A 23196-nucleotide genomic window follows, 5' to 3' on the forward strand; every position below is an offset into this window, starting at 1 on the left:
TGGATCGGAAACGCCCCGGTGATCGCAGGGACCCGGATCACCTCGCGCAGCGCCTGATCTGGAGTGCGTTCTTCATCGTCGTTCATCCGCTTGCTTCTCGCTCACCCGTTCAAAATGTTAGCAAGCATTCAACTGCCGTTCAAGTGGAAAGCAGCGGTGAAGGAGGCGTGGAGAGAAGGGACGATCAGCGGTACCTCGGATCCACGTCCTCGACCTGGCAGACGGCGTGCCAGACCCGCTTGGCGGAGATGCCCTCGGCGAGGGCCTGCTCGACCGTCCGCCCGCCGAGATCGGCGAGGACATAGTCCCTCGCCCACGACTCCGCGTACGCCTCCCCGAAGTGGCGGTGCATCCGGCTCCAGAAGTCAGTGAGGCGCATCCCTCCAGTCTGGCATCCTCCGTTCGCCGAACGGGCCGGGAGCGTCCACGGCGCCGGGCCGCGGGGGCGGCGTTTTCTGTCGGTGGGCGGAGGCATGATGGGCGGGTGAGCGCGCTCGACGGTTTCAGCCCGGTGACCAGGCAGTGGTTCACCGGCGCGTTCGCCGCGCCGACCGCGGCCCAGGAGGGCGCGTGGGCGTCGATCTCGCGCGGCGACAACACGCTGGTGGTCGCCCCCACCGGTTCGGGGAAGACCCTGGCCGCCTTCCTGTGGGCGATCGACCGGCTGGCCGTAGAAGCCACCGGCGCCGCCGGGGGTTCGAAGGCCGGAGGCGGGCGGCTGTGCCGGGTGGTGTACGTCTCCCCGCTGAAGGCGCTCGCCGTCGACGTCGAGAGAAACCTGCGCGCCCCGCTCACCGGCATCAGGCAGACCGCCGCGCGGCTCGGCCGCGCCGCGCCCGAGATATCGGTGGCCATCCGGTCGGGCGACACGACGGCCGAGGACCGCCGCCGTTTCGCCGCCGATCCCGCCGAAATCCTGATCACCACGCCGGAGTCGCTGTTCCTGATCCTCACCTCTCAGGCGCGAGAGGCCCTGCGCGGCGTCGAGACGGTGATCGTGGACGAGGTCCACGCGGTCGCCGCGACCAAGCGTGGCGCCCATCTCGCACTGACGCTGGAACGGCTCGACGCCCTGCTGCCCGGGCCGGCCCAGCGCATCGGTCTGTCCGCGACCGTACGGCCCGTCGCCGAGGTGGCGGCCTTCCTCGGCGGCTCCCGCCCGGCCACCGTGGTGCAGCCACCCGCCGAGAAGGTCATCGAGGTCGACGTCGTGGTCCCGGTGGAGGACATGACGGAACTCTCCCCGCCCCCTCCCGGCACGGCCGGAGCGGACGGGACCACCGGGGCGGACGGGAGCGGCGACACGGGAGCGGAGCGGCCCGCCGAGCACCGCCGCAGCATCTGGCCGCACGTGGAGGAGCGCCTTCTCGACCTCATCGAAGCCCACCGGTCCACGATCGTCTTCGCCAACTCCCGGCGGCTGTCGGAGCGGCTGTGCACCCGGCTCAACGAGCTGGCGTGGGAACGGCGCACAGGCGCCGCGGGGGACTCCCCCGCCGGCGGGCACGCCTCCGCCGACCAGACGGACGACGCGCTGTTCGGCCAGGTGTACGGCGACGCGGTCGCACCGGCTTCACCGGCCTCATCGGCCACGCCGGGCGCGACGATGGCCCAGGCGGGAGCGTCGAACGGGGTGGTGCCCGAGATCGTGCGGGCCCACCACGGGTCGGTCTCCAAGGAGGAGCGGGCCCAGATCGAGGAGGCGCTGAAGTCGGGCCGGCTGCCCGGCGTGGTCGCCACCTCCAGCCTCGAGCTGGGCATCGACATGGGCATGGTCGACCTGGTGGCCTGCGTCGAGTCGCCGCCCAGCGTGGCCAGCGGCCTGCAACGCATCGGCAGGGCCGGGCATCAGGTGGGCGCGGTGTCCCGCGGCGTGATCTTCCCCAAGTACCGGGGTGATCTCATCCAGACGGCCGTGGTCGCCGAGCGCATGAAGAGCGGACAGATCGAGGAGCTGCGCTACCCGCGCAACCCCCTCGACGTGCTGGCGCAGCAGATCGTCGCGATGACCGCGCTGGACGAGTGGACGGTCGACGCGATCGAGGCCCTGGTCCGGCGGGCGGCGCCGTACGCCACACTGCCGCGCACCGCGCTGGAGGCCACGCTCGACATGCTGGCAGGGCGCTACCCGAGCGAGGAGTTCGCCGAGCTGCGGCCCCGCATCGTGTGGGATCGGGTGACCGGCACGCTGCGCGGCAGGCCCGGCGCGCAGCGGCTGGCGGTGACCAACGGCGGCACGATCCCCGACCGTGGCCTGTTCGGCGTGTTCCTCGCCGGGGACGGCGGCTCGGCCACCTCCGGCAGGCGTCCGACCCGGGTCGGCGAGCTGGACGAGGAGATGGTCTACGAGTCGCGGGTGGGCGACGTGTTCGTGCTCGGCGCGACCTCGTGGCGGATCGAGGACATCACAGCGGACCGCGTGCTGGTCTCGCCGGCCCCCGGCCGCCCGGGGAAACTGCCGTTCTGGCACGGCGACTCTCCCGGACGGCCCGCCGAGCTGGGCCGGGCCATCGGCGCCTTCCTGCGCGAGGTGTCCACTTCACCCGGATCGGCGCACGACCGGATCAGGGCCGCCGGGCTCGACGAGTTCGCCACCGGCAACCTGCTCGCCTACCTGGCCGAGCAGCGCGGGGCGACCGGCTACGTGCCGGACGACCGGACGCTCGTGGTGGAGCGTTTCCACGACGAGCTGGGCGACTGGCGGGTGGTGATCCATTCGCCGTACGGCGCGCGTGTGCACGCCCCATGGGCGCTCGCCATCGGACGGCGGCTGCGCGAACGGTACGGCGTCGAGGCCCAGCAGGCGGTCCACTCCGACGACGGAATCGTCCTGCAGATCCCGGACACGCTCGACGAGGCGCCGACCGACGTCGCGGTCTTCGACCCCGAGGAGATCGAGCAGATCGTCACGGAGGAGCTGGGCGGTTCTGCGCTGTTCGCGGCGCGGTTCCGCGAATGCGCCGGGCGGTCGCTGCTGCTGCCCCGCCGAAGCCCCGGCAGGCGGACGCCACTGTGGCGGCAGCGTCAGCGGGCGGCGCACCTGCTCGGCGTCGCGAGCAGATATGCGGGTTTCCCCGTCGTGCTGGAGACGATGCGAGAGTGCCTGCAGGACGTCTTCGACGTGCCGGGGCTGGTCCGGCTGATGCGGGACGCGGCCGCCCGCAGGGTGCGGGTGGTGGAGGTGGAGACCACCCAGCCGTCGCCGTTCGCCGCTTCGCTGCTGTTCGGCTACATCGGCGCCTTCATGTACGAGGGCGACGCCCCGCTGGCCGAGCGCCGCGCTCAGGCGCTGGCCCTCGACACGGCACTGCTGGCCGAGCTGCTCGGCCAGGCCGAGCTGCGCGAACTGCTCGACCCCGATGTGATCGCGGAGACGGAACGGGAGCTGGCCCGGCTGGACCGGCCGCTCCGTGATGCCGAGGACCTCGCCGATCTACTGCGCTCCCACGGCCCGCTGTCGGCCGAGGACATCTCGATCCGCGAGGGCGATCCCGCCTGGCCTGCCGGTCTGGAAAGGGAACGCCGCGCGATCCGGGTGCGTCTGGCGGGCCACGAGCAGTGGGCGGCGGTCGAGGACGCCTGGCGGTTGCGGGACGCGCTCGGGGTGCCGCTCCCGGTGGGCGTGCCGCACGAGTTCCTGGAGCCTCCGGGCATGGGCGGTGCGGGCGCTCACGGCCCGGCCGGTCCGCCCGCCGGGGGTCTCATGCCACGTGGCCCCGATCCGCTGGGCGATCTGGTGGCCCGGCATGCCCGCACACGTGGGCCGTTCTCGCCGGATGCGGCGGCCGCCCGATTCGGCCTCGGCGTCGCCGTCGTCGAGGACACACTGGCTCGCCTGGCCGCGACCGGCCGGGTGGTCCGGGGCGAGTTCCGGCCGGGCGGCCGGGGTGAGGAGTGGTGCGACTCCGGGGTGCTGCGGCTGCTGCGCCGCAGGTCGCTGGCCCGGCTGCGCAAGGAGGTCGAGCCGGTGCCACCCGAGGTGCTGGCCGCCTTCCTCCCCGCCTGGCACGGCGTCACGCCGGTCTTCGCCGCCGACGGCGGCCCGTCGGGAAGGCGCGGCCAGGCGCGACCCGGTCCGACGCACGCCGACCCGGCCCATGCCGATCCGGCCCGGGCCGGCCCTGCGCCCGAGGTCGCCGCCTATCGACCGGGAACGGCGCGGGCCATGGACGACCTGGTCAGCGCGATCGAGCGGCTGCAGGGCGCGGCGGTGCCCGCTTCGGCGCTCGAGACGCTGATCCTGCCGGGCCGGGTGCCGGGCTACTCCCCCGCCCTCCTCGACGAGCTGACCTCCTCCGGCGAGGTGATCTGGGCGGGCCAGGGGTCGCTGCCCGGAGGGGACGGCTGGCTGTCGCTCTACTTCACCGACACCGCTCCGCTGCTGCTTCCGTCGCCGCAGGAGATCACGCTGACCCCGCTGCACGAGCGGATCCTCGAGATCCTGGGCGGCGGCGGGGCGCTGCTCTTCCGGGAGCTGTCCGACCGCGTCGCGGGCGCGGCGCCACCCGGGCAGACCGGTCCGTATGGGAGCGGCGTGCCGGAGGACGCGGTGCTCGCCGCCGCGCTGTGGGATCTGGTGTGGTCGGGCCGGGTGACCGGAGACACGCTGGCCCCGCTCCGCTCGGTCCTGGGCACCGGGCGGCCCGCCCACCGGCCCGCGGCGATCCGGCGCCGCCGGGCCGTGCTGCCCACCAGGAGCGGCCCGCCGACGGTGAGCGGCCGGTGGTGGCCGGTGCCGGCCCCTGCCTCGGACGGCACCCGGCGGGCGCAGGCCATGGCCGAGGTGCTGCTCGACCGGCACGGCGTGCTGACCAGGGGCGGCGTCGCGGCCGAGCGGCTTCCCGGAGGTTTCTCCTCGGTCTACCAGGTGCTGCGGGCTTACGAGGAGAGCGGCCGGTGCCGCCGGGGCTACTTCGTCGAGGGTCTCGGGGGCGCGCAGTTCGCCCTTCCCGGCGCGGTCGACCGGATGCGCGCAACGGCATCGGGCCCGCCGGGGGCGTCCGCTGACCCGGCATCGCCTCCCGTTCCCGTCCCGGGGGCCGAGCCGTACCTCACGCCCGTGTCCGCGGGAGCGGGCCCGGCCGCGCGCCGGGCGGTCGTCCTGGCCGCCGCCGACCCGGCCAATCCGTACGGCGCGGCCCTGCCCTGGCCGGATCGCGGGGGCGACGTGACGCACCGGCCGGGGCGCAAGGCCGGGGCGCTGGTGGTGCTCGTGGAGGGGAGGCTGGTCCTCTATGTCGAGCGGGGCGGCAAGACCCTGCTCTCCTTCGGCCCGCCGCAGTCCGCGGACGACGCGCCGGACGATCTGCGGCCCGCGGTTCGCGCGCTGGCCGCGGCCGTACGGCAGGGCGCCCTGGGGAAGCTCACCGTGGAACGGGCCGACGGGACCGCCATAGTGGACTCACCGGTCGCGGCCGCCCTGGAGGAGGCGGGGTTCCATCCGACGCCGCGCGGCCTGCGCATCCGTGCCTGATGAAGGCGGCAGACTTTGACCACAAACAACGAAAAGCTATGACTTGAACAAACAAAGCGCTGACCAGTCAGGCAAAAGTACGGGCTATTCTCAGCACGTAACGAACTTCGACAGGAGAGCGGCGTGAAGCGGATGACGGCCCGCCCTGAAAACGTGCACCAAGCCCGGCTTCTTCGCCTGCTGCGCGAGGACGGCGCCCGCTCACGAGCCGAGCTCGGCGACGTGATCCAGCTCTCCCGGTCCAAACTGGCCCTGGAACTCGACCGGCTGGCGGCGCTGGGGCTGGTGGAGTCGGGCGGGCTCGCCGCCTCGCGCGGCGGCCGGCGTTCTGGCATCGTGCGCATCGCCTCGCACCTGCGCTTCGTCGGCATCGACATCGGCGCCACGTCGATCGACGTCGCCGTGACGAACGGCGAGCTCGAGGTGCTCTCCCACCTGTCCAGACCGGCGGATGTGCGCGAGGGCCCCACCGCCGTGCTCAGCCAGGCCCTGGAGCTGGTCGGCAAACTGCGGGCGAACGGAACGGCCGCCGAGATCCACGGAGCCGGCATCGGCGTCCCGGGGCCGGTGAGCTTCCGGGACGGAACGCCGATCGCGCCACCCATCATGCCGGGGTGGGATCACTTCCCGGTGCGGGAGGCGATGAGCCAGGAGCTCGGCTGCCCCGTGCTCGTGGACAACGACGTGAACATCATGGCGCTCGGCGAATTGCACACCGGGCTCGCGAGGTCGGTCGACGACTTCCTGCTCGTGAAGATCGGCACCGGCATCGGGTGCGGCATCGTGGTGCACGGCGAGATCTACCGGGGAGTGTCGGGCAGCGCGGGCGACATCGGCCACATCCGGGTCAACGATCATGGCCCGACCTGCGCCTGCGGCAACACCGGCTGCCTGGAGGCGTACTTCAGCGGGGCCTCCCTGGCCCGCGACGCCCTCGCGGCGGCGCAGTCGGGCCGCTCGGCGTTCCTGGCCGAGCGGCTCGCGGAAAGGGGCTCGGTGACGGCGGAGGACGTCGCGGCGGCCGCCGCCACGGGCGACGCCCTCGCCGTACGGATGATCCGCGAGGGCGGCCGCCAGGTCGGCACCGTGCTCGCCGGCCTGGTGAGCTTCTTCAACCCGGGCCTCGTCATCATCGCGGGCGGCGTGGCCGGCCTGGGCCACGCGCTGCTCGCGGAGATCCGCAGCCTCGTCTACCACCGGTCCCTGCCGCTGGCGACCGGCAACCTGCCCATCGTCTTGTCCGATCTCGGCGCGACCGCCGGCGTCATCGGGGCGACCCGGTTGATCAGCGACCACATCTTCTCGGCCGCCTGAACGCCCCCCTGAACGACCCCGTGAACGACCTCCTGAACGCCCCCGGCCTTCCGACGCTCTCGTGAACGGCCTTCCGACGCCCCGGGGACGAACCCGTGAGCGACTCCGGGAACGGGCTTGTCAACAGCCCAGGAAAGACGGCCCGCTGGACGACGGCCGCCTCCGCGGATCTCGCCCGCTCAGGCGGACTCCCTGACGACGAGGCGGGTGGGGAGGATCACCGAATCCACGTGGTCGGCGCCGTCGACGAGTTCCAGCAGCAGCCGTACGGTCTCCTCGGCCACCTCGGCGAGCGGCTGGCTGATCGTGGTCAGCGGCGGGTGCGTGGAGGCGGCCACGGACGAGTCGTCGAAGCCGCCCACCGCCACGTCGCCGGGCACCCGGCGGCCCGCCGCCCGCAGCGTGATCAGCGCGCCCGCCGCCATGAGGTCGGAGGCCACGAAGACCGCGTCGAGGTCGGGCGTGCGATCGAGCAGCCGGGCCATGGCCCGCTCTCCGCCGGCCCGGGTCCAGTCGCCGTACTCGATCAGCTTCTTGGACGCCTTGCGGCCGAGCACGTCGGCGAAGCCCTCCAGCCGCTGGATGCCGCCGGGCGTGTCCATCGGACCGGTGATCGTCGCGATCTTCTTCCGGCCCTGTTCGACCAGATAGCGGGTCATCTGCCGGGCGCCCTCGCGGTCGTCGGCCGCCGCATAGGGGATGACGTTCTCCTTGCCGATGACGGCACCGCAGGCGACCGCCGGGATGCGCATCGACTCCAGTTCGTCCGCCAGGGGATCTCCCGCGTGCGTGGACATCAGCAGCACTCCGTCGGCATGGCCGCCGCGGACGTAGCGCACGACGCGGTCGCGGTCGCCGTCGTCCCCGGCCAGCATGATCACCAGTGACACGTCGCGATCGGCCAGCCGCCGGATCGCCGTACGGATGGTGGTGCTGTAGTTGGGGTCCTCGAAGACCTTCTCGTGGGGTTCCGACAGCACCATCACGATGGAGCCCGTGCGCTGGGTGACCAGGCTGCGGGCGTTGCGGTTGACGATGTAGCCGGTCTCGGCGATCGCCCGGCGTACGGCCGCGTGGGACGCCGGGCTCACGTACCGATCGTCGTTGAGCACGCGGGAGACGGTGCCCCGGGACACGCCCGCCGCCGCGGCGACATCGTGAATCGTCGGACGCTTCGCCATGCTCGTATTGTCCCCCCGTCGCACGCCCCGCCGACCGCGGCATGCGCCGTCCCCCGGGCCCTCCCGTTCGGTCATCAGCTTTTCACGGCCCCGCTGGACAGATCGGTCCGCCAGTAGCGCTGCATGGTGAGGAACAGCGCGATCAGCGGGATGAGCGACAGCATCGTCCCCGTGATGATCAGGTTGTACAGCGAGGGCTGGTTGGCCCCGGCGGCGAGCAGCGTGTACAGGCCCACCGTCAGCGGGAACCTGTGGTCGTCGCCGAGCATGATGAACGGCAGCAGGAAGTTGTTCCAGATCGCGACGAACTGGAACAGGAAGATCGTCACCATCCCCGGGGTCAGCATCGGCAGCGCCACCCGGCGGAACAGGCGCCACTCCCCCGCGCCGTCCAGCCGGCCCGCCTCCAGCAGGGAGTCCGGGATCGCGGCCTGCGAGTAGATCCTGGCCAGATAGATGCTGTACGGGTGCAGGATCTGGGGCAGCAGCACCGACCAGTAGGTGTCGGCCAGCCCCACCTTGGAGAACAGCAGGTACTGCGGGATCGCCAGCACGACCGACGGCACCAGGATGCCGCCGATGAGCAGGTTGAAGATCAGAGTTCTGCCGGGGAAGGAGTACTTCGCCAGCGTGTAGCCCGAGATCGTGGACACCGCGGTCGACAGCACGGCGCCGCCCCCGGCGTACAGGACGGTGTTGAGCAGCCAGAGCCAGAAGACGCCGTCGCGGTAGGCGAACAGGTCGGACACGTTGGACAGCAGGCCGGTGCCGGGCGCGAAGGTCGGGATGGAGAACAGCTCGGCCTTCGACTTGGTGGCCGCGACCACCACCCAGCTCACCGGGAACAGGGTGTAGATCGCACCCAGCACGAGCACCCCGGTCGGCACGATCCCGAGTGACCGGCGGGCCTTCCACCGGGCGTGGCCGGCGGTCGCCGTCAGCGTGGTGGCGGCCATCAGTCCTCCCCGAACGCGTGGTTCTTCACGACGCGCAGGAATCCGAACGACAGGACGAGGGAGATCGCGGCGATCACCATGGACGTCGCCGCGGCCGAGTACAGATCGCCGGTGACGAACGCGTCGCGGTAGACCTTCATCAGCGGGCTCCAGGTAGAGCTGATCGTGTTCGTCAGCGGCCGCAGCGTGGTCGGTTCTGTGAACACCTGGACGGTCGCGATGACGGAGAACACGGTGGTCAGAATGATCGCCGGGGTCAGGATGGGGATCTTGATGCGCAGCGCGATCCGCACCTCGGTCGCACCGTCGATCCTGGCCGCCTCGTAGTAGTCCCTGGGTACGGCACGCAGGGCCGTGTAGAGCACGAGCATGTTGAAGCCGGTGCCGCCCCAGACCGCCACGTTGGCCATCGAGAACGTCACCACGTCGGCGCTCAGGAAGGGCCGGTCGCCGAACGGGCTGAGGCTCGGCAGGTAGAGGAAACCCCACATCAGGGTGGCCGCCACGCCCGGCACCGCGTACGGAAGGAAGATCGAGATCCGGGTGAACCGGGCCAGCCGCACCTTCGCCGCGTCGAGCATGAGCGCGAACAGGAGGGCGAGCCCCAGCATGACCACCAGCACGAGCGCGCCGTAGCCGAGAACGCGCAGCCAGCCGGCCCACAGCTCGCCGTCGCCGACGGCCGCCGCGTAGTTGTCGAGCCCGACGAAGATCTCCCTGCGGGCGCCCGCCCCGAGCCCGAGACCGGAGACCTTCGTCCGCCGCAGGCTGAGGTAGACCGTGTATCCGATGGGCAGGGCCAGGAAAAGCGCGAACAGCGCCATGGCCGGGGCGAGGAACATATAGGGCACGGCACCCGCGCGATGCGCGCGGGCCCCACTCTTGCGACGGATCATGCTCCGGGCCCTTGTCACTGGGCTGTCACTGGGCTGCACTGGTCTGTCATCCGGCCACGCCGGGGTGTCATTCGGCAAGGGTGAAACCGGACTTGCGCATGTCGGCGACCGTGGTCTCCTGCATGGTTCGTACGGCGTCCGCGAAGCCGGACCTGGCGGCGACGGCCTTGTCGAACGCGTCCTTGTAGGCGTTGTAGGTCACGTTGACGTTCGGGCCGAAGGTGAAACCGCGGGCGGTGGCGCCGATCTCGGCCGCCCGCTGCCAGAAGTCGGGCTGGTTGGTGAAGTAACCGGGGGCCTCGGTGAGCAGCGCGGCGCCCTTGACGGAGGCGGGGTAGATCGAGCCCTCCTCGATCAGTAGGCCGAGTGCCTGCGGATCGGTGTTCAGCCAGGTGGCGAACCGCGCGGCCGCCGCCTTGTCGGGCGACTTGGCGGCCACCGCCGTGGAGGAGCCGCCCCAGAACCCGCTGTGGTTCTCCCCCGCGTTCCACTGGGGCAGCGGCGCGATGGCCCACCTGCCCTCGGCCTTCGGCGCGTTGCTGGACAGCACGCCCGGGCCCCACACCGCCGAGGGCCAGGTGAGAAGCCGGCCGTCGTTGAGCGCCTTGTTCCACTCCGGGGTGAAGAACGGCATGCCGTCGATGACGCCCTCCTTGACGAGACCGCCCCAGTAGCCGGCGACCTTCGCGGTGGCCTCGTCGTCGACGCCGACCTTCCAGGCGTCACCGCTGATCGACCACCACTGGGCGCCCGCCTGCTGGGAGAGCCCGGCGAACCAGCCCGGATCCTTGCTGGAGAAGGTGCCGAGGAAGACCTTCGGGTCCTTCTCGCGTACGGCTCTGGCGGTCTGCGCGTATTCGTCCCAGGTCTTCGGCACCTCGATGTCGTACTTCTCGAACAGGTCCTGGCGGTAGTAGAGCATCATCGGCCCGCTGTCTTGCGGGACGGCGTAGACGGCGTCGGTGCCGAGCGTGACCAGGCCCCAGATCCCGTCGCCGAACTCGGTCCTGGCCTGCTCCGTCTCGGCCCTGATGTCGGCCACCGCGTCGGCGGCGACGAACGAGGGCAGCATCTGGTACTCCGCCTGGACCAGATCGGGCGGGTTGCCCGCCTTGGCGGCGGTGAGGAACTTGGCCGCCGCGTCGTCGCCGCCGGCCTGCTTGCTCACGGTCACCCGGATGTCGGGGTGCGCCTGGTTCCACACCGCGACGATCTTGTCCATGTTCGGGACCCAGGTCCAGTAGGTCAGCTCGACCGGTCCGGCCGGCGCCGTACCCGTGCCGTCGCCGGCCGGGGCCTGCGGCTCGCCGGAACCGCCGGAGCACGCCGTGGAGATCATGGCGGCGAGAATCGCGACCGCCGCAGCTGTTAGCCGATTTATGCGCATACATGCCTCCAGGCGGGGGGCGAGAATACTGGAGCGTCCATCTGTGAACGTTCACAGACTGGAAGGCCGATCCGGTGATGTCAATGGCCGTTACGCGGTTGTTAGCGGACCCGCTTTCATCAGCGCCGATACCGTTGGGTCTTCTCGCTCCCCGGATTGTGCGTTACTGTGCACGTTCACAGAGGCAATATCGAGGGGGAGCTGTGCCCGGATATCCCGTCCTGCCCGAGGGGCTCGCCTACGGCGGCGACTACAACCCCGAGCAGTGGCCGGAGGAGGTATGGCGTGAGGACGTCCGCCTGATGCGGGAGGCCGGGGTGAACCTGGTCACGGTCGGCGTCTTCAACTGGGGGTTGATCGAGCCGGAGGAGGGTGCGTACGACTTCGGCCGGCTCGACCGCATCCTCGACCTGCTCCACTCGGCGGGGGTCTCGGTCGATCTGGCCACCCCGACCGCGTCGCCGCCCACCTGGTTCCGCCGCCGCTACCCGGGCAGCCGGCTGGTCGACCGGGACGGGCGTGTGCTCGGCGGGGGTTCCCGGCATGGCTTCTGCCCCAGCTCGCCCGACTACGCCGCCGCCGCCGAACGGGTGGTCGAGGCGTTGGCCGCCCGCTATGCCGGGCATCCCGCGCTGGCCATGTGGCATGTGCACAACGAGTACGGCTGGGCCAACGCGCACTGCCACTGCCCGACCTCGGCCGAGGCGTTCCGCGCCTGGTTGCGGGACAGGTACGGCGAGGTCGGCGCGCTCAACGCCGCCTGGGGGACCACGTTCTGGGGGCTGACCTACGGCTCGTTCGACGAGGTCGAGCCGCCCGTCGTGGCGCCGGTCGGCCTGCTCAACGGGCTCCAGCTCGACTTCATGCGGTTCTCCGTCGACGCGCACATCGCCTGTTTCCGGCGCGAGCGCGAGGTGATCCGCCGATTCAGCGATCTTCCGGTCACGACCAACTTCATGATCCCCAACTGCAAGCCGATGGACTACTGGCGGTGGGCAGCGGAGGTCGACGTGGTGGCCAACGACCACTATCTCGACTCCGCGCGCGCCGATCCGCACATCGAGCTGGCCATGGCCGCCGATCTCACCCGGTCGGTGGCCGCAGGCCGCCCGTGGATGCTCATGGAGCACTCGACCGGCGCGGTCAACTGGCAGCCGCGCAACCTCGCCAAGCGGCCCGGCGAGATGCGCCGCAACAGCCTCGCCCACGTGGCGCGCGGCTCGGACTCCGCGCTGTTCTTCCAGTGGCGGGCCTCACGCTACGGCGCGGAGAAGTTCCACTCGGCGATGGTGCCGCACGCCGGGACGGACTCCGGGATCTGGCGCGATGTGGTCGCGCTCGGCGCCGACCTGCGCAGGCTCGGCGGGGTCCGCGGCGCGCGGGTCCGGGCGGAGGTCGCCCTGGCGTGGGACTGGGAGTCGTACTGGGCGCTGGAGCTGGAGTGGCGGCCCTCGGTCGACCTGCGGTTCCGCGAGCGGATGGAGGCCTACTACGAGGCGCTGTGGCGCGAGCACGTCACCGTTGACTTCGTCCATCCCTCGGCCGATCTGTCGCCGTACAGGCTGGTCGTCCTGCCCAGTTCCTACCTGCTCGCCGAGGCGTCGGCCAAGAACCTGCACCGCCACGTGGAGGCCGGCGGCCACCTGCTCGTCTCCTACTTCTCCGGCATCGTCGACGAGAACGACGGCATCCACGCCGGGCCGCACCCCGGGGCGCTGCGCGAGGTGCTCGGCGTGTCCGTCGAGGAGTTCCACCCGCTGCGCGCCGGCGAGACCGTGGCGCTGCTGCCGTCGGCCGCGACCGGCCGGATCTGGTCGGAGCGGGTACGCCTGGCGGGTGCGCGAGCCGTACATCGCTTCGCCGACGGGCCGGACGCCGGGCATCCTGCGGTCACGCGGCACGACCTCGGCGCAGGCACGGCGTGGTACGTCGCCACCGCGCTCGACCCCCGGCCGGGCCCGGAGCCGGGAGACGACCTGCGCCGGCTCCTCGCAGGCGTCCTCGATCACGCGGGTGTGGCCCGGCCGCGCGGCCTGCCCGACACGCTGGAGATCGTACGGCGCGGCGACCACCACTTCCTGATCAACCACGCGGACGAGCCGGTGACGGTCGACGGGGTGACCGGCGCCGGCGTGCTCGACGGGGCCGAGTACGCGGGGTCGGCGACCGTACCCGCCGGGGGGGTCGTCGTCGTCCGCACATAGGCGTCCTCCGGCTCCGTGCCGTCACCTTGCCGACGGCACGGAGCCGGAGGGTCCGGGGGACTTCCATCACTCCTCTCCTGACCGGAGGAAGCATGAAAAGGATCCTCGCGGCACTGGTGCTGTGCGCCGCCACGGCACTACCCGCCGCGTATCCGGCGCAGGCCGCCACCACACTGACCATGCGCGGAGCAGACGTCTCCACCGTGCAGCGCGCCCTCGACCTGGGCGCGAAGTACTACGACGCGAACGGCAACCAGAGGGATCCGCTCGACATCCTCAAGGGCATCGGCGCAAACTACGTCCGCCTGCGGATCTGGAACAACCCGGCCAGCGGCTACAACAACAAGGCGAAGGTGCTGCAGTACGCCAGGACGGTCAAGGCCAAGGGCCTGAAGCTGCTCATCGACTTCCACTACTCGGACACCTGGGCGGACCCCGGCAAGCAGTACAAGCCCGCGGCCTGGTCCAGCCACGGCATCGGCCAGTTGCAGACCGACGTCTACGACTACACCTACGACGTGTGCTCGAGCCTCAAGGCACAGGGCACCACCCCCGACAGCGTGCAGATCGGCAACGAGATCAACGTCGGCATGCTGTGGAACGACGGCAAGGTCGTCAACAACGACTTCACGAACCTGAGCCTGCTGCTCAAGGCCGGCTACAACGCGACCAAGGCCTGCAACCCGGGCACGCAGGTGATCATTCACACCGCGAACGCGGACAGCGACGCCCACGCCCGCTGGTTCTACGACGGCATCAGGGCCAAGGGCGTGCCCTGGGACATCACCGGCCTGTCGTACTACTGCATGTGGCACGGCTCGCTGTCCAACCTGTACAACGTGATCTCGGACATGCGGTACCGCTACGGCAAGCCGGTCGTCATCGCCGAGACGGCCTACCCGTTCACCGCCGACAACGCGGACTCCACCCCCAACTCGGTCACCTCGGGGTGTCCGGGGTACGGCCTCACCTGGCAGGGACAGGGCGCCGAGTTCACCGCGGTGCAGAACACCGCGCGCAACGCGGGCGCCGTCGGCGTCTTCTACTGGGAGCCGACCTGGTACGCGGTGCCCGGTAACGGCTGGGATCCGGCGGACATCAACGGCAGCGGCGACGGCTGGGACAACATGGCCATGTTCAACTGGACGGGTCACCTCAACCCGCACGTCAGGTGGACCCCCTAGGAGACTTCGGCCAGGCCGGGAGGAGGACCGCACGCCGGGCCCCATACGGCGGGGACCCGCTCCTCCTCCCGGCGCGGCCTCGGGCACCGCGCAGATGCCGGGCCCGCGAGGGTCTTCCACGGGTGAAGGGGCCGGACGGGCGAAGGCCGAGCCGGTCACACCGTGTCAGAGAAGATCTCCTCGCGGGCCCGGCCGAGCGCCGCGACGATCGCGCCGCTCAGCACCGCGTTGCCCTCGACCTCGCTCACCGCGACGGCCGGGCGGCTGGGGCAGATGCGGGCCACCGCCTCCTCGACCCTGGCCGCCAGCGTCTTCCCCCCGGCCCTGCCGACATCGCCGCTCAGCACCACCAGGCCGGGGTCGAGCACGACGGACACCGCGGCGACGCCGATCGCGAGCCGTCCCGCCAGCTCGTCGAGGAACTCCTGGTTGCCCGTGGCCAGAGCCGTACGGACCAGGTCCGCGACGCCGGCGTCCGGTCCGGGGCCGGTGTTCAGGCCATGGGCCCGGCCGAGCCCGACCAGCGCGTCTCCCCCGACGAGACGCTGGAAGGATCCGCTCTGCGGGGCGGTGACGTCGGTCGGCAGCGGCTCCCCCGGGACGGGCAGCCAGCCGATCTCGCCCGCGCCGCCGGTGACGCCGCGATGCAGCCTGCCGCCGAGCATCACCCCGAGCCCCTGGCCGACGCCGGCCCACAGGATCGCGAAGTCCTCCACGCCCCTGGCGGCGCCGTGCGTCTGCTCGGCGAGCGCGGCGAGATTGACGTCGTTCTCTATGATCACGCAGTCGCCGAGGACGTCCCGCAGGCCGGCGAGGACGCCGAGGTGCCAGGCGGGCAGGTCGAACGAGTAGCGCACCTCTCCGCTCATGGGGTCGACGACGCCGCGCGTGCCGATCACCAGACAGCGCAGCCGGGACGGCTCGACCCGGGCGGCCTCGCAGGCCCGCGTGACGGCCCCGTGGACCATGCGCACCGGATCGCCCGCATCGGTCGGATCGACCATGATCTCCGCGATGACGGTCCCGGTGATGTCGGCGACGCCGACGGTGACGCTGTCGGGCAGCACGTCGATGCCCGCGACGTACGCGCTCGCCGGATTGACGCCGTAGAGGGCCGCGTTGGGCCCCCGGCCGCCCGGCCGCTCACCGGCGGCGGTGACCAGCCCCCTGGTCTCCAATCGGGACAGAAGCTGACCTGACGTCACCTTTGAGAGGCCGGTAAGCTCTCCCAACTCGGCCCTGGTCAGCGGGCCCTTGGAGAGGAGCAGTTCCAGTGCCGCACGGTCGTTGATCTGCCTGAGCAGCCTGGGTGTTCCAGGTCGTCGAGACACCGGCTGATTCCCCTCTCGTCACGATCCGCTAACAGTAGTTTCTTATAAGAAAGTTTCTTGTTAGTTTAGCGCCAGCCACCCCGGAGGCAACCGATCAGGCCTCGGGACGCCATGAGCGCCGACCGAAAGGAGAGCGCCCCGGTCCGGTGAGCGGCATGCCGCCCGCCCGGTCGAGGCGCCCGCCGGACGCGAAGCCGGGAAGGGAGACACCCAACGTGAAGATCGCGAGAATCGCGGCCGTGACCACCACGACCGCTGCGCTGGCTCTTGGACTCGCCGCCTGCGGCAGCGGCGACGACTCCGCCGCTTCCACGCCATCAGCCGCCGCGTCCGATGCGGGCGACGGTCCGCGGTTCGCCGGCCAGTCCCTGAGGGTCTGGCGTCTCGGCGCCCCCACCGAGAACGACGACAAGTACATGAACGACCTGAACGCCAAGTTCAAGGAGCAGACGGGCGCCGACGTCAGACTCGAGTGGATCCCCTGGCCCGACGCGCAGTCGAAGTGGTCGACCGCGCTGGCCAGTGGCGACGGCCCCGACGTCACGGAGTTCGGCAACGACCAGGTCGCCGCGTGGGTGGAGCAGGGCGCGCTGGCCGACATCACCGACGTGGTGAAGAACGACGCCGAGCTCCAGCAGATCCCGCAGAACCTGTGGAGCTACGAGACGATCGACGGCAAGATCTACGCGGCGCCGTGGGGCGGCGGCACCCGGGCCGTCCTCTACCGCAAGGACTGGTTCGACAAGCTCGGCATCGAGATCCCCAAGACCTGGGACGAACTCGTCACCGCGGCCAAGACGATCGTGGAGAAGCAGGGCAAGGACGTCGACGCCTTCGCCTTCAACGGCGGTTCCGACGCGAACATGTCGCTGTCGCCGTTCATCTGGTCGGCGGGCGGCGACTTCGCGAAGTTCGAGGGCGGCAAGTGGGTCGGCCGGCTCACCGAGCCCGCCTTCAAGGAGGGCTTCCAGTTCTACACCGGCCTGGTGACGGAGCACGGAGTCTCCGGGAAGGGCCGTCTGACGCAGAACTCCGTCGACATCGCCCAGCGGTTCGCCGCCGGCAAGGTCGGCATGTACGTCACCGGCGGCTGGGACATCAACGCCATCAAGGAGCAGAGCAAGGGCAAGATCGACGAGTCGAAGATGGCCTTCTTCTCGATCCCGGCCAAGGACGGCAGCGGCCCGGCCCCGGCCTTCCAGGGCGGCAACGACATCGCGGTCTGGAACGACGCCAAGAACAAGGAGCTCGCCACGCTGTACGTGAAGCTCGCCGCGGGCAAGGAGTTCGGCGTCCGGTACGCCACGAACGGCGGCCTGCTCCCGCTCTACCCCGAGGCGCTGGACCAGCTGGCCCAGGACCCGGCGCAGAAGCCGTTCGCGGACACGTTCAAGGTCGCCAAGGGCTTCCCCGCCTCCCCCAACTGGGCCGAGGCCAACGACACCAAGGCGGTGCTGCAGAACGCGGCCCGTAGCGTGATCGAGGGTAAGAAGACCGTGGACGAGGCCCTGGCGGACGCGAACACCGAGCTCGAGTCCATCCTCAACCAGTAACGATCATGGCCCAAACGTCAACGACCGTCCGGGGCGGAGGAAGCACCTCCGCCCCGTCGCGGCGCGGACAGGCGTCGCGCGGGTCGGGCATGCCCTCGTGGCTGGTTCCGTACGCCCTCCTCGCTCCCGGCCTCCTGGTCATCGCGGCGCTGCTGCTGTATCCGCTGTACCAGATGGTCGACATGTCCTTCCACGACGTGCGGCTGAAGAACCTCCGGGCGATCAACCCGGTCCCCCCGGAGTTCGTCGGGCTCGAGAACTACACGAAGATCTTCGAATCCGACCTCTTCTGGCCTTCGCTGCGCAACACCCTCCTGTTCGCCGTCGCGGCGGTCACCCTGACCATCGTGCTCGGAACGCTCGTCGGCCTGCTGCTGCACCGGCTCGGTTCGAAGATGTCGATGTTCGTCATCGTCGGCGTCATGGCCGCCTGGGCCACCCCGCCGCCCGCCCAGGCGATCATCTGGAAGTGGCTGTTCGACTCCGACGCGGGCATCGCCAACTGGGCGCTGAACCTGCTGCCCGACCGGCTGTCGAACCTGGTCTTCGGCCGGGCCGACTGGAGCGGCCAGCCCTGGCTGAACGAGCCGTTCACCATCTATCTGGTCCTGACCGTCGCGGTGGTGTGGGCGTCGTTCCCGTTCATCGCGGTGTCGATCCTCGCGGGGCTCAAGAGCATCCCCCACGAGCTCTACGAGGCGGCCGAGATGGACGGCTCCGGGCCGATCACGACGTTCATGAGAATCACCCTGCCGATGCTCAAGCCGGTCTACGCGGTCCTGATCGTGCTGTCGATCATCTGGGACTTCAAGGTCTTCACCCAGCTTTATCTCCTCGCCGGCGGAACCGCCAACCGCGAGGCCTTCAACCTCTCGCTGTGGAGCTACGCCGAGGCGTTCGGCGGGAGCCCGAAGATGGGCCTGGGCGCGGCCGTCGCCGTGGTGCTGACCATCATCCTGCTGATCATCACGTTCGTGTACGTCCGGCAGATCGTGAAGACGGAGGACGTGCGATGAACCCGCTCGTTCGTAAGAAACTCGGGAAGTTCGCGCTCAACGGCGCCGGGATCGCCGTGTTCCTCTTCGCGGTCTTCCCGGTCTACTGGATGGTCAGCACGGCCTTCAAACCGAACGACCAGATCTTCACCACGGACTTCATCCCGTTCCCGAGCCCGCCCTCGCTCGATCATGTCGAGCGGGTCTTCACCAAGGGCGTCGCCGGGCACCCGATCTGGCAGTTCCTCTTCAACAGCGCGGTCGTGGCGCTCTCCACCGTGCTGATCGGCGCGGTGTTCGCGCTGCTCGCCGCCACGGCGGTGTCCAGGTTCCGCTTCCGCTTCCGCACCTCGTTCCTGATCCTGCTGTTGATCGTCCAGATGGTGCCGGCCGAGGCGCTGCTGATCCCGCTGTTCGTGATGGCCAGACGACTCGGCCTGGCCGACCAGCTGCTCGGCCTGGTCGTGCTCAACGTCGGCCTGACGCTGCCGTTCTCGATCTGGATGCTGCGCACGTTCGTCGCCGCGGTGCCCAAGGAGCTGGAGGAGGCGGCGTGGATCGACGGCGCCAGCCGCTTCAGCACCTTCTGGCGGGTGCTGTTCCCGCTGGTCGCCCCCGGTCTGGTGGCCACCAGCATCTTCGCTTTCATCACCACGTGGAACGAGTTCGTCATCGCCCTGACCCTGATCGGCGATCAGGGCAAATACACCATGCCGATCGCCCTCAAGTTCTTCGTGGGACAGCGGTCGACCGACTGGGGCGCCATCATGGCGGCCTCCACTCTGATGACGATCCCGGTCCTCATCTTCTTTCTCCTGGTCCAGCGGCGGATGGTCTCCGGCCTCGTCGCGGGCGCCGTCAAGGGTTAACCCCGCCGGCGCACGGTCACGGCTACCGCCTCACGAGGGAGGTAGCCGTACTGGACCGTGCCCGCGAGCCGTACCCATAACTTGTCACCAAAGGAATCGAGACGTATGTCTGACTTGTGCGCGAGCACCGGGGATCGGGGGCTGCGTCGTCTCGCGGCCGGCACGCTGCTCGTCTCCTTCCAGGGTGCGCAGGCCCCCGACTGGGTGCTGCGCGGCCTGGAGGACGGCTTGGGCGGCGTGACCCTCTTCGGCTTCAACGTGAGCGACCCCGAGCAGGTCGCCTCCCTCACCACCCGGCTGAGCGCTTCCGGAAACCCCGTGATCTCGCTGGACGAGGAGGGCGGCGACGTCACCCGGCTCGCCTACCACACCGGCAGCCCCTATCCGGGGAACGCGGCACTCGGGATCGTCGACGACGTGGAGCTGACCGAGCGGGTCTACCACTCCATCGGCTCCGACCTCGCCCGCTGCGGGGTGAACCTCGACATGGGACCGGTCGCCGACGTCAACACCGCCGAGGACAACCCGGTGATCGGCACCCGATCCTTCGGCTCCTCGCCCGGCCTCGTCGCGCGGCACACGGTCGCCGCCGTACGCGGCCTGCAGTCCCTGGGGATCGCCGCGTGCGTCAAGCACTTCCCCGGGCACGGCGCCACCACCCAGGACTCGCACCTGGAGATCCCGCTCGTGACGGCGTCCCGCGAGCTCCTGTGGGAGCGCGAGCTGATCCCGTTCCAGGCGGCCGTCGCCGCCGGCACCAAGTCGATCATGACGGCGCACGTGTCGATCCCCGATCTCACGGGCGACCTTCCCGCCACGCTCAGCGGGGAGGCGCTGACCACCCTGCTGCGGGGGGAGATGGGCTACGACGGCGTGGTGATCTCCGACGCCCTCGACATGCACGCCATCACCAAGGGCGTCGGCCTGCTCGGCGGCGCCGTGCTCTCCCTGGCGGCCGGATCGGACCTGCTGTGTCTGGGACCGCTGCCCACGGCCGGGCAGATCGAGCACCTGGTGAACGGGATCGCCCAAGCGGTCGCCGGCGGCAGGCTGGCCGCGGCCCGTCTGGAGGAGGCGGCCGAGCGGGTCGACCGGCTGCGGGAGTGGTTCGCCGCTCCCCGCCCGGCCCCCGTACGCAGCGACGACGTCGGCCTGGACGCCGCACGCCGCGCGGTCACGCTGTCCGGCTCGGTGACGCCGCTGACCGATCCGTTCGTGATCGAGGTCGACACCCCGCCGACCATCGCCGTGGGCGACGTCCCGTGGGGGATCGCGCCATGGCTGCCCGACGCGGAGACCGTCCGGGTCACACTCGACGACGCCGACGCCCGCACGCTGCTCGGCCGGGCCGACGGCCGTTCACTGATCATCGTGGTCAAGGACGCCCACCGGTACTCGCGAACCAGGAGCCTGGTCTCCGCGCTGCTCGCCGTCCGGCCGGACTCGACCGTGGTGGAGATGGGCCTGCCCATCTGGCGGCCCGGCGCCGCCGCCTACATCGCGACGTACGGCGCTGCCCGGGCCAACGCCCAGGCCGCCGCGGAACTCCTGACCCACTGAGCCCCCCACCCCCCACCCCCCACCGTGATCTTGCAGTTCCTCGCAGACCCATGCCTTGAGCAGGCGCTTCTCCCTCCGTGATCTTGCAGTTCCTCGCAGACCCATGCGCCGACCAGGACGTACAGCCTTGGTGATCTTGCATGTGACCGCCAACTGCAAGATCACGAGGGTTGTCGTCGCAGCTCAGGAGGCTCGGCTGCGAGGTTCTGCAAGATCACGGAATGAATTCATGCAGGTCAGGATGGCACGCTGCGAGAATTCGCAAGATCACGGGGGGGGGAGGAGGGGAGGGGGGTCAGGCGGAGGAGGCGAAGATCTCCTCACGGGTACGTTCCAGTGCGGCGAGGACGGCACCGCGCAGCACGGGCCTGCCGGTCACCTCGCTGGTGACGACCTCGGGCCTGATGGGGCAGATCCTGGCCACCGCGTCCTCCACCCGGGAGGTCAGCTCCGTTCCCCCGGCCCGGCCCACCTCTCCGGCCAGCACGACCAGGCTGGGATCGAGCACCACGCACACCGACGCCACCCCGAGCGCGAGGCGTGAGGCGATCTCGTCCAGCAGCCGCTCGCCCCTGGGCCCGGCCGCGACCGCCTCCGTCACACAGTCGGCCGCCGTCGCCCCGGTGAAGCCGTACGTCCCGGCGAGCTCGGTCACGGCCTCGGAGCTGACGAGCGACTGGAGACCGCCGGCGAGCGACGGCGGCCGGCCCGGTGTGGCCTTCACATCCGCGGCCAGCGGAACGCCGGGCACCGGCAGATAGCCGATCTCTCCCGCGCTCCCCGACCTGCCGCGGTGCAGTCGCCCCCCGAGCATGACGGCCAGGCCGATGCCGCGGCCCACCCACACGAGCACGAAGTCGTCCACCCGCTGGGCGGCCCCCTGCACCCGCTCGGCGATCGCCACGAGGTTGACGTCGTTCTCGATGGTCACGTCGCGGCGCAGATCCCTGGCCAGTGCTTCATGAATGCCCTCGTGCCAGTGCGGCAGGTCGAACGAGAACCGTACGTCTCCGGTGCGCGGATCGACCACGCCCGGCGTGCCGATCACGACGCCGCGCAGCTTCGACAGGGCGACCCGGCCGGAGCGGCACGCCTTCACCACCGCGTTGTGGACGATCGACACCGGATCGTCATGGCCCTGCGGGGAGGCCGTCACCTCCGCCACGACATCCCCCTTGACGTCGGCCACCGCCGCGGTGACCGAGTCCGGGCCCACGTCGAGACCGGCGACGTAGGCGTACGAGGGGACCACGCCGTAGAGCGCGGCGTTCGGCCCGCGGTTGCCGGCCTGCTCCCCCACGACCTCCACGAGCCCGCGCTCCTCCAGCCGCGCCAGCGTCTGGGAGGCCGTGACCTTCGAAAGGCCGGTCAGCTGGCCGATCTGACCGCGGGTGAGGGGCCCCGACGCCATCAGCAGTTCCAGGGCGGCCCTGTCGTTGATCTCCCGGAGCAACCTGGGCACGCCAGGACGTCGCTCCATGCTCCTGCTTTCGATGCTCGGTCCCGCCACGCCGTCACACTCTGCCCGTTTAATCGCCAACAAAGGTTCTCTTAATCGCCAACAAAGCTTCCTGAAAGCTTACCGACCCCCCGGCCGGAAGGAGCGCCGTCAGCCCGGTGAAGCGCGCCGGCCGCGTGCTCCCCGGGCCGGGACCGCGGGCGGTCGAGCCCCGCGCGCCGGGCCTCCGTTCTCCGGCCGTCCCCGGTCGTCGTACGGCTCCGCCTCGGCCGACCGGCGGACCACAACGGTCCCTCACCAGGGCGATGAGGTGAGGCCGCCGTCCAATGGACGTCTACCAGGCGGGATAATCGACCACATGCGACTTTCTGCCCGTGTCGACTACGCCCTCCGTGCCGCCGCCGAGCTCGCCGCCGCGGGCGAGGGGCCGACAACGGTCGGCGAGCTGGCCAAGGGACAGGACATGCCCCCCAAGTACCTGGAGAACATCCTGCTGCAGATGCGCCGGGCCGGTTTGGTGCGCGGCCAGCGTGGTCCCGAGGGGGGCTACGTCCTGGCCCGGCCGGCCGCTCAGATCTCCCTCGCCGACGTGATAAGAGCGGTGGACGGGCCGCTGGCCAACGTTCGGGGCGAGCGTCCGGAACACGTCGGATACCAGGGCGCCGCCCAGGCGCTGCAGGAGGTGTGGATCGCGCTGCGCGCGAGCGAGCGGGCGATCCTGGAAGAGGTGACCCTGGAACACCTGGCCAAGGGCGACCTGCCCGCCCGGGTGACCGACCTCGCCTCCGACCCCGCGGCCTGGAACTCCAACCCGTCGGTCTGAGTGGCGCGCTG

The 23196-nt window shown here is 70.7% G+C and carries 16 protein-coding genes; 9 read left to right on the forward strand and 7 right to left on the reverse strand.

Annotated elements, in window-relative coordinates; all coding sequences use genetic code 11:
• Positions 1 to 184: 184 nt before the first annotated feature.
• Complete coding sequence (locus ACQP1K_RS20630; RefSeq protein WP_433497344.1) at positions 185 to 379, reverse strand: DUF3046 domain-containing protein; 195 nt, start codon at positions 377 to 379, stop codon at positions 185 to 187.
• Between the two features lie 105 nt (positions 380 to 484).
• Between ACQP1K_RS20630 and ACQP1K_RS20635 the strand changes: the two genes are divergently transcribed.
• Together ACQP1K_RS20635 and ACQP1K_RS20640 are read left to right on the forward strand one after the other, a co-directional pair.
• Positions 485 to 5473, forward strand: a complete 4989-nt coding sequence (locus ACQP1K_RS20635) for an Lhr family helicase (RefSeq protein ID WP_433497345.1) — start codon at positions 485 to 487, stop codon at positions 5471 to 5473.
• Positions 5474 to 5605: 132 nt separating this feature from the next.
• Positions 5606 to 6787, forward strand: coding sequence for an ROK family protein (locus ACQP1K_RS20640; RefSeq protein ID WP_433501603.1), 1182 nt, complete (start codon positions 5606 to 5608; stop codon positions 6785 to 6787).
• A gap of 179 nt (positions 6788 to 6966) precedes the next feature.
• Here ACQP1K_RS20640 and ACQP1K_RS20645 read toward each other — a convergent pair whose 3' ends face one another.
• From ACQP1K_RS20645 to ACQP1K_RS20660, 4 genes are all read right to left on the reverse strand, one after another.
• Positions 6967 to 7968, reverse strand: a complete 1002-nt coding sequence (locus ACQP1K_RS20645; RefSeq protein WP_433497346.1) for a LacI family DNA-binding transcriptional regulator — start codon at positions 7966 to 7968, stop codon at positions 6967 to 6969.
• A 74-nt stretch (positions 7969 to 8042) separates the two neighbouring features.
• On the reverse strand, positions 8043 to 8924 hold the full coding sequence (locus ACQP1K_RS20650) for a carbohydrate ABC transporter permease (protein ID WP_433497347.1): 882 nt from the start codon (positions 8922 to 8924) through the stop codon (positions 8043 to 8045).
• Positions 8924 to 9820, reverse strand: a complete 897-nt coding sequence (locus tag ACQP1K_RS20655; protein WP_433497348.1) for a carbohydrate ABC transporter permease — start codon at positions 9818 to 9820, stop codon at positions 8924 to 8926. Before ACQP1K_RS20655 ends, ACQP1K_RS20650 begins: the two co-directional genes overlap by 1 nt.
• A 67-nt stretch (positions 9821 to 9887) precedes the next feature.
• Positions 9888 to 11159, reverse strand: a complete 1272-nt coding sequence (locus tag ACQP1K_RS20660) for an ABC transporter substrate-binding protein (protein WP_433497349.1) — start codon at positions 11157 to 11159, stop codon at positions 9888 to 9890.
• 251 nt (positions 11160 to 11410) lie between these two features.
• Between ACQP1K_RS20660 and ACQP1K_RS20665 the strand changes: the two genes are divergently transcribed.
• Both ACQP1K_RS20665 and ACQP1K_RS20670 read left to right on the forward strand, forming a co-directional pair.
• Positions 11411 to 13411: a beta-galactosidase gene (locus ACQP1K_RS20665; RefSeq protein WP_433497350.1), complete on the forward strand. Its 2001-nt coding sequence runs from the start codon at positions 11411 to 11413 to the stop codon at positions 13409 to 13411.
• A 92-nt stretch (positions 13412 to 13503) separates the two neighbouring features.
• Positions 13504 to 14595 carry a glycoside hydrolase family 53 protein gene (locus tag ACQP1K_RS20670; protein WP_433497351.1) on the forward strand — a complete coding sequence of 364 codons (1092 nt, stop codon included), beginning with the start codon at positions 13504 to 13506 and terminating at the stop codon, positions 14593 to 14595.
• Between the two features lie 155 nt (positions 14596 to 14750).
• Here ACQP1K_RS20670 and ACQP1K_RS20675 read toward each other — a convergent pair whose 3' ends face one another.
• The gene (locus ACQP1K_RS20675) at positions 14751 to 15926 is read right to left on the reverse strand and encodes an ROK family protein (protein WP_433497352.1); all 1176 of its coding nucleotides are present in this window, start codon (positions 15924 to 15926) and stop codon (positions 14751 to 14753) included.
• 215 nt (positions 15927 to 16141) lie between these two features.
• On the opposite strand from ACQP1K_RS20675, the gene ACQP1K_RS20680 reads away from it, so the two are divergent.
• From ACQP1K_RS20680 to ACQP1K_RS20695, 4 genes are all read left to right on the forward strand, one after another.
• Positions 16142 to 17479: a sugar ABC transporter substrate-binding protein gene (locus ACQP1K_RS20680; RefSeq protein WP_433497353.1), complete on the forward strand. Its 1338-nt coding sequence runs from the start codon at positions 16142 to 16144 to the stop codon at positions 17477 to 17479.
• Positions 17480 to 17568: 89 nt separating this feature from the next.
• Positions 17569 to 18495 (forward strand): carbohydrate ABC transporter permease, encoded by a 927-nt coding sequence (locus ACQP1K_RS20685; RefSeq protein ID WP_433497354.1) that lies wholly within the window; start codon positions 17569 to 17571, stop codon positions 18493 to 18495.
• A complete protein-coding gene (locus ACQP1K_RS20690; RefSeq protein ID WP_433497355.1) occupies positions 18492 to 19343 on the forward strand; it encodes a carbohydrate ABC transporter permease in 852 nt (283 codons plus the stop codon). Before ACQP1K_RS20685 ends, ACQP1K_RS20690 begins: the two co-directional genes overlap by 4 nt.
• A gap of 105 nt (positions 19344 to 19448) precedes the next feature.
• Positions 19449 to 20903: a glycoside hydrolase family 3 protein gene (locus tag ACQP1K_RS20695; protein WP_433497356.1), complete on the forward strand. Its 1455-nt coding sequence runs from the start codon at positions 19449 to 19451 to the stop codon at positions 20901 to 20903.
• A 295-nt stretch (positions 20904 to 21198) separates the two neighbouring features.
• On the opposite strand, the gene ACQP1K_RS20700 is transcribed toward ACQP1K_RS20695, so the two are convergent.
• Positions 21199 to 22383 carry an ROK family transcriptional regulator gene (locus tag ACQP1K_RS20700; RefSeq protein WP_433497357.1) on the reverse strand — a complete coding sequence of 395 codons (1185 nt, stop codon included), beginning with the start codon at positions 22381 to 22383 and terminating at the stop codon, positions 21199 to 21201.
• 337 nt (positions 22384 to 22720) lie between these two features.
• Here ACQP1K_RS20700 and ACQP1K_RS20705 point away from each other — a divergent pair, with 337 nt between their 5' ends.
• Complete coding sequence (locus ACQP1K_RS20705) at positions 22721 to 23185, forward strand: RrF2 family transcriptional regulator (protein WP_055481600.1); 465 nt, start codon at positions 22721 to 22723, stop codon at positions 23183 to 23185.
• The last annotated feature ends 11 nt before the right edge of the window (positions 23186 to 23196 follow it).

This window comes from Sphaerimonospora sp. CA-214678, from assembly GCF_050942215.1.
Classification (GTDB): domain Bacteria; phylum Actinomycetota; class Actinomycetes; order Streptosporangiales; family Streptosporangiaceae; genus Sphaerimonospora.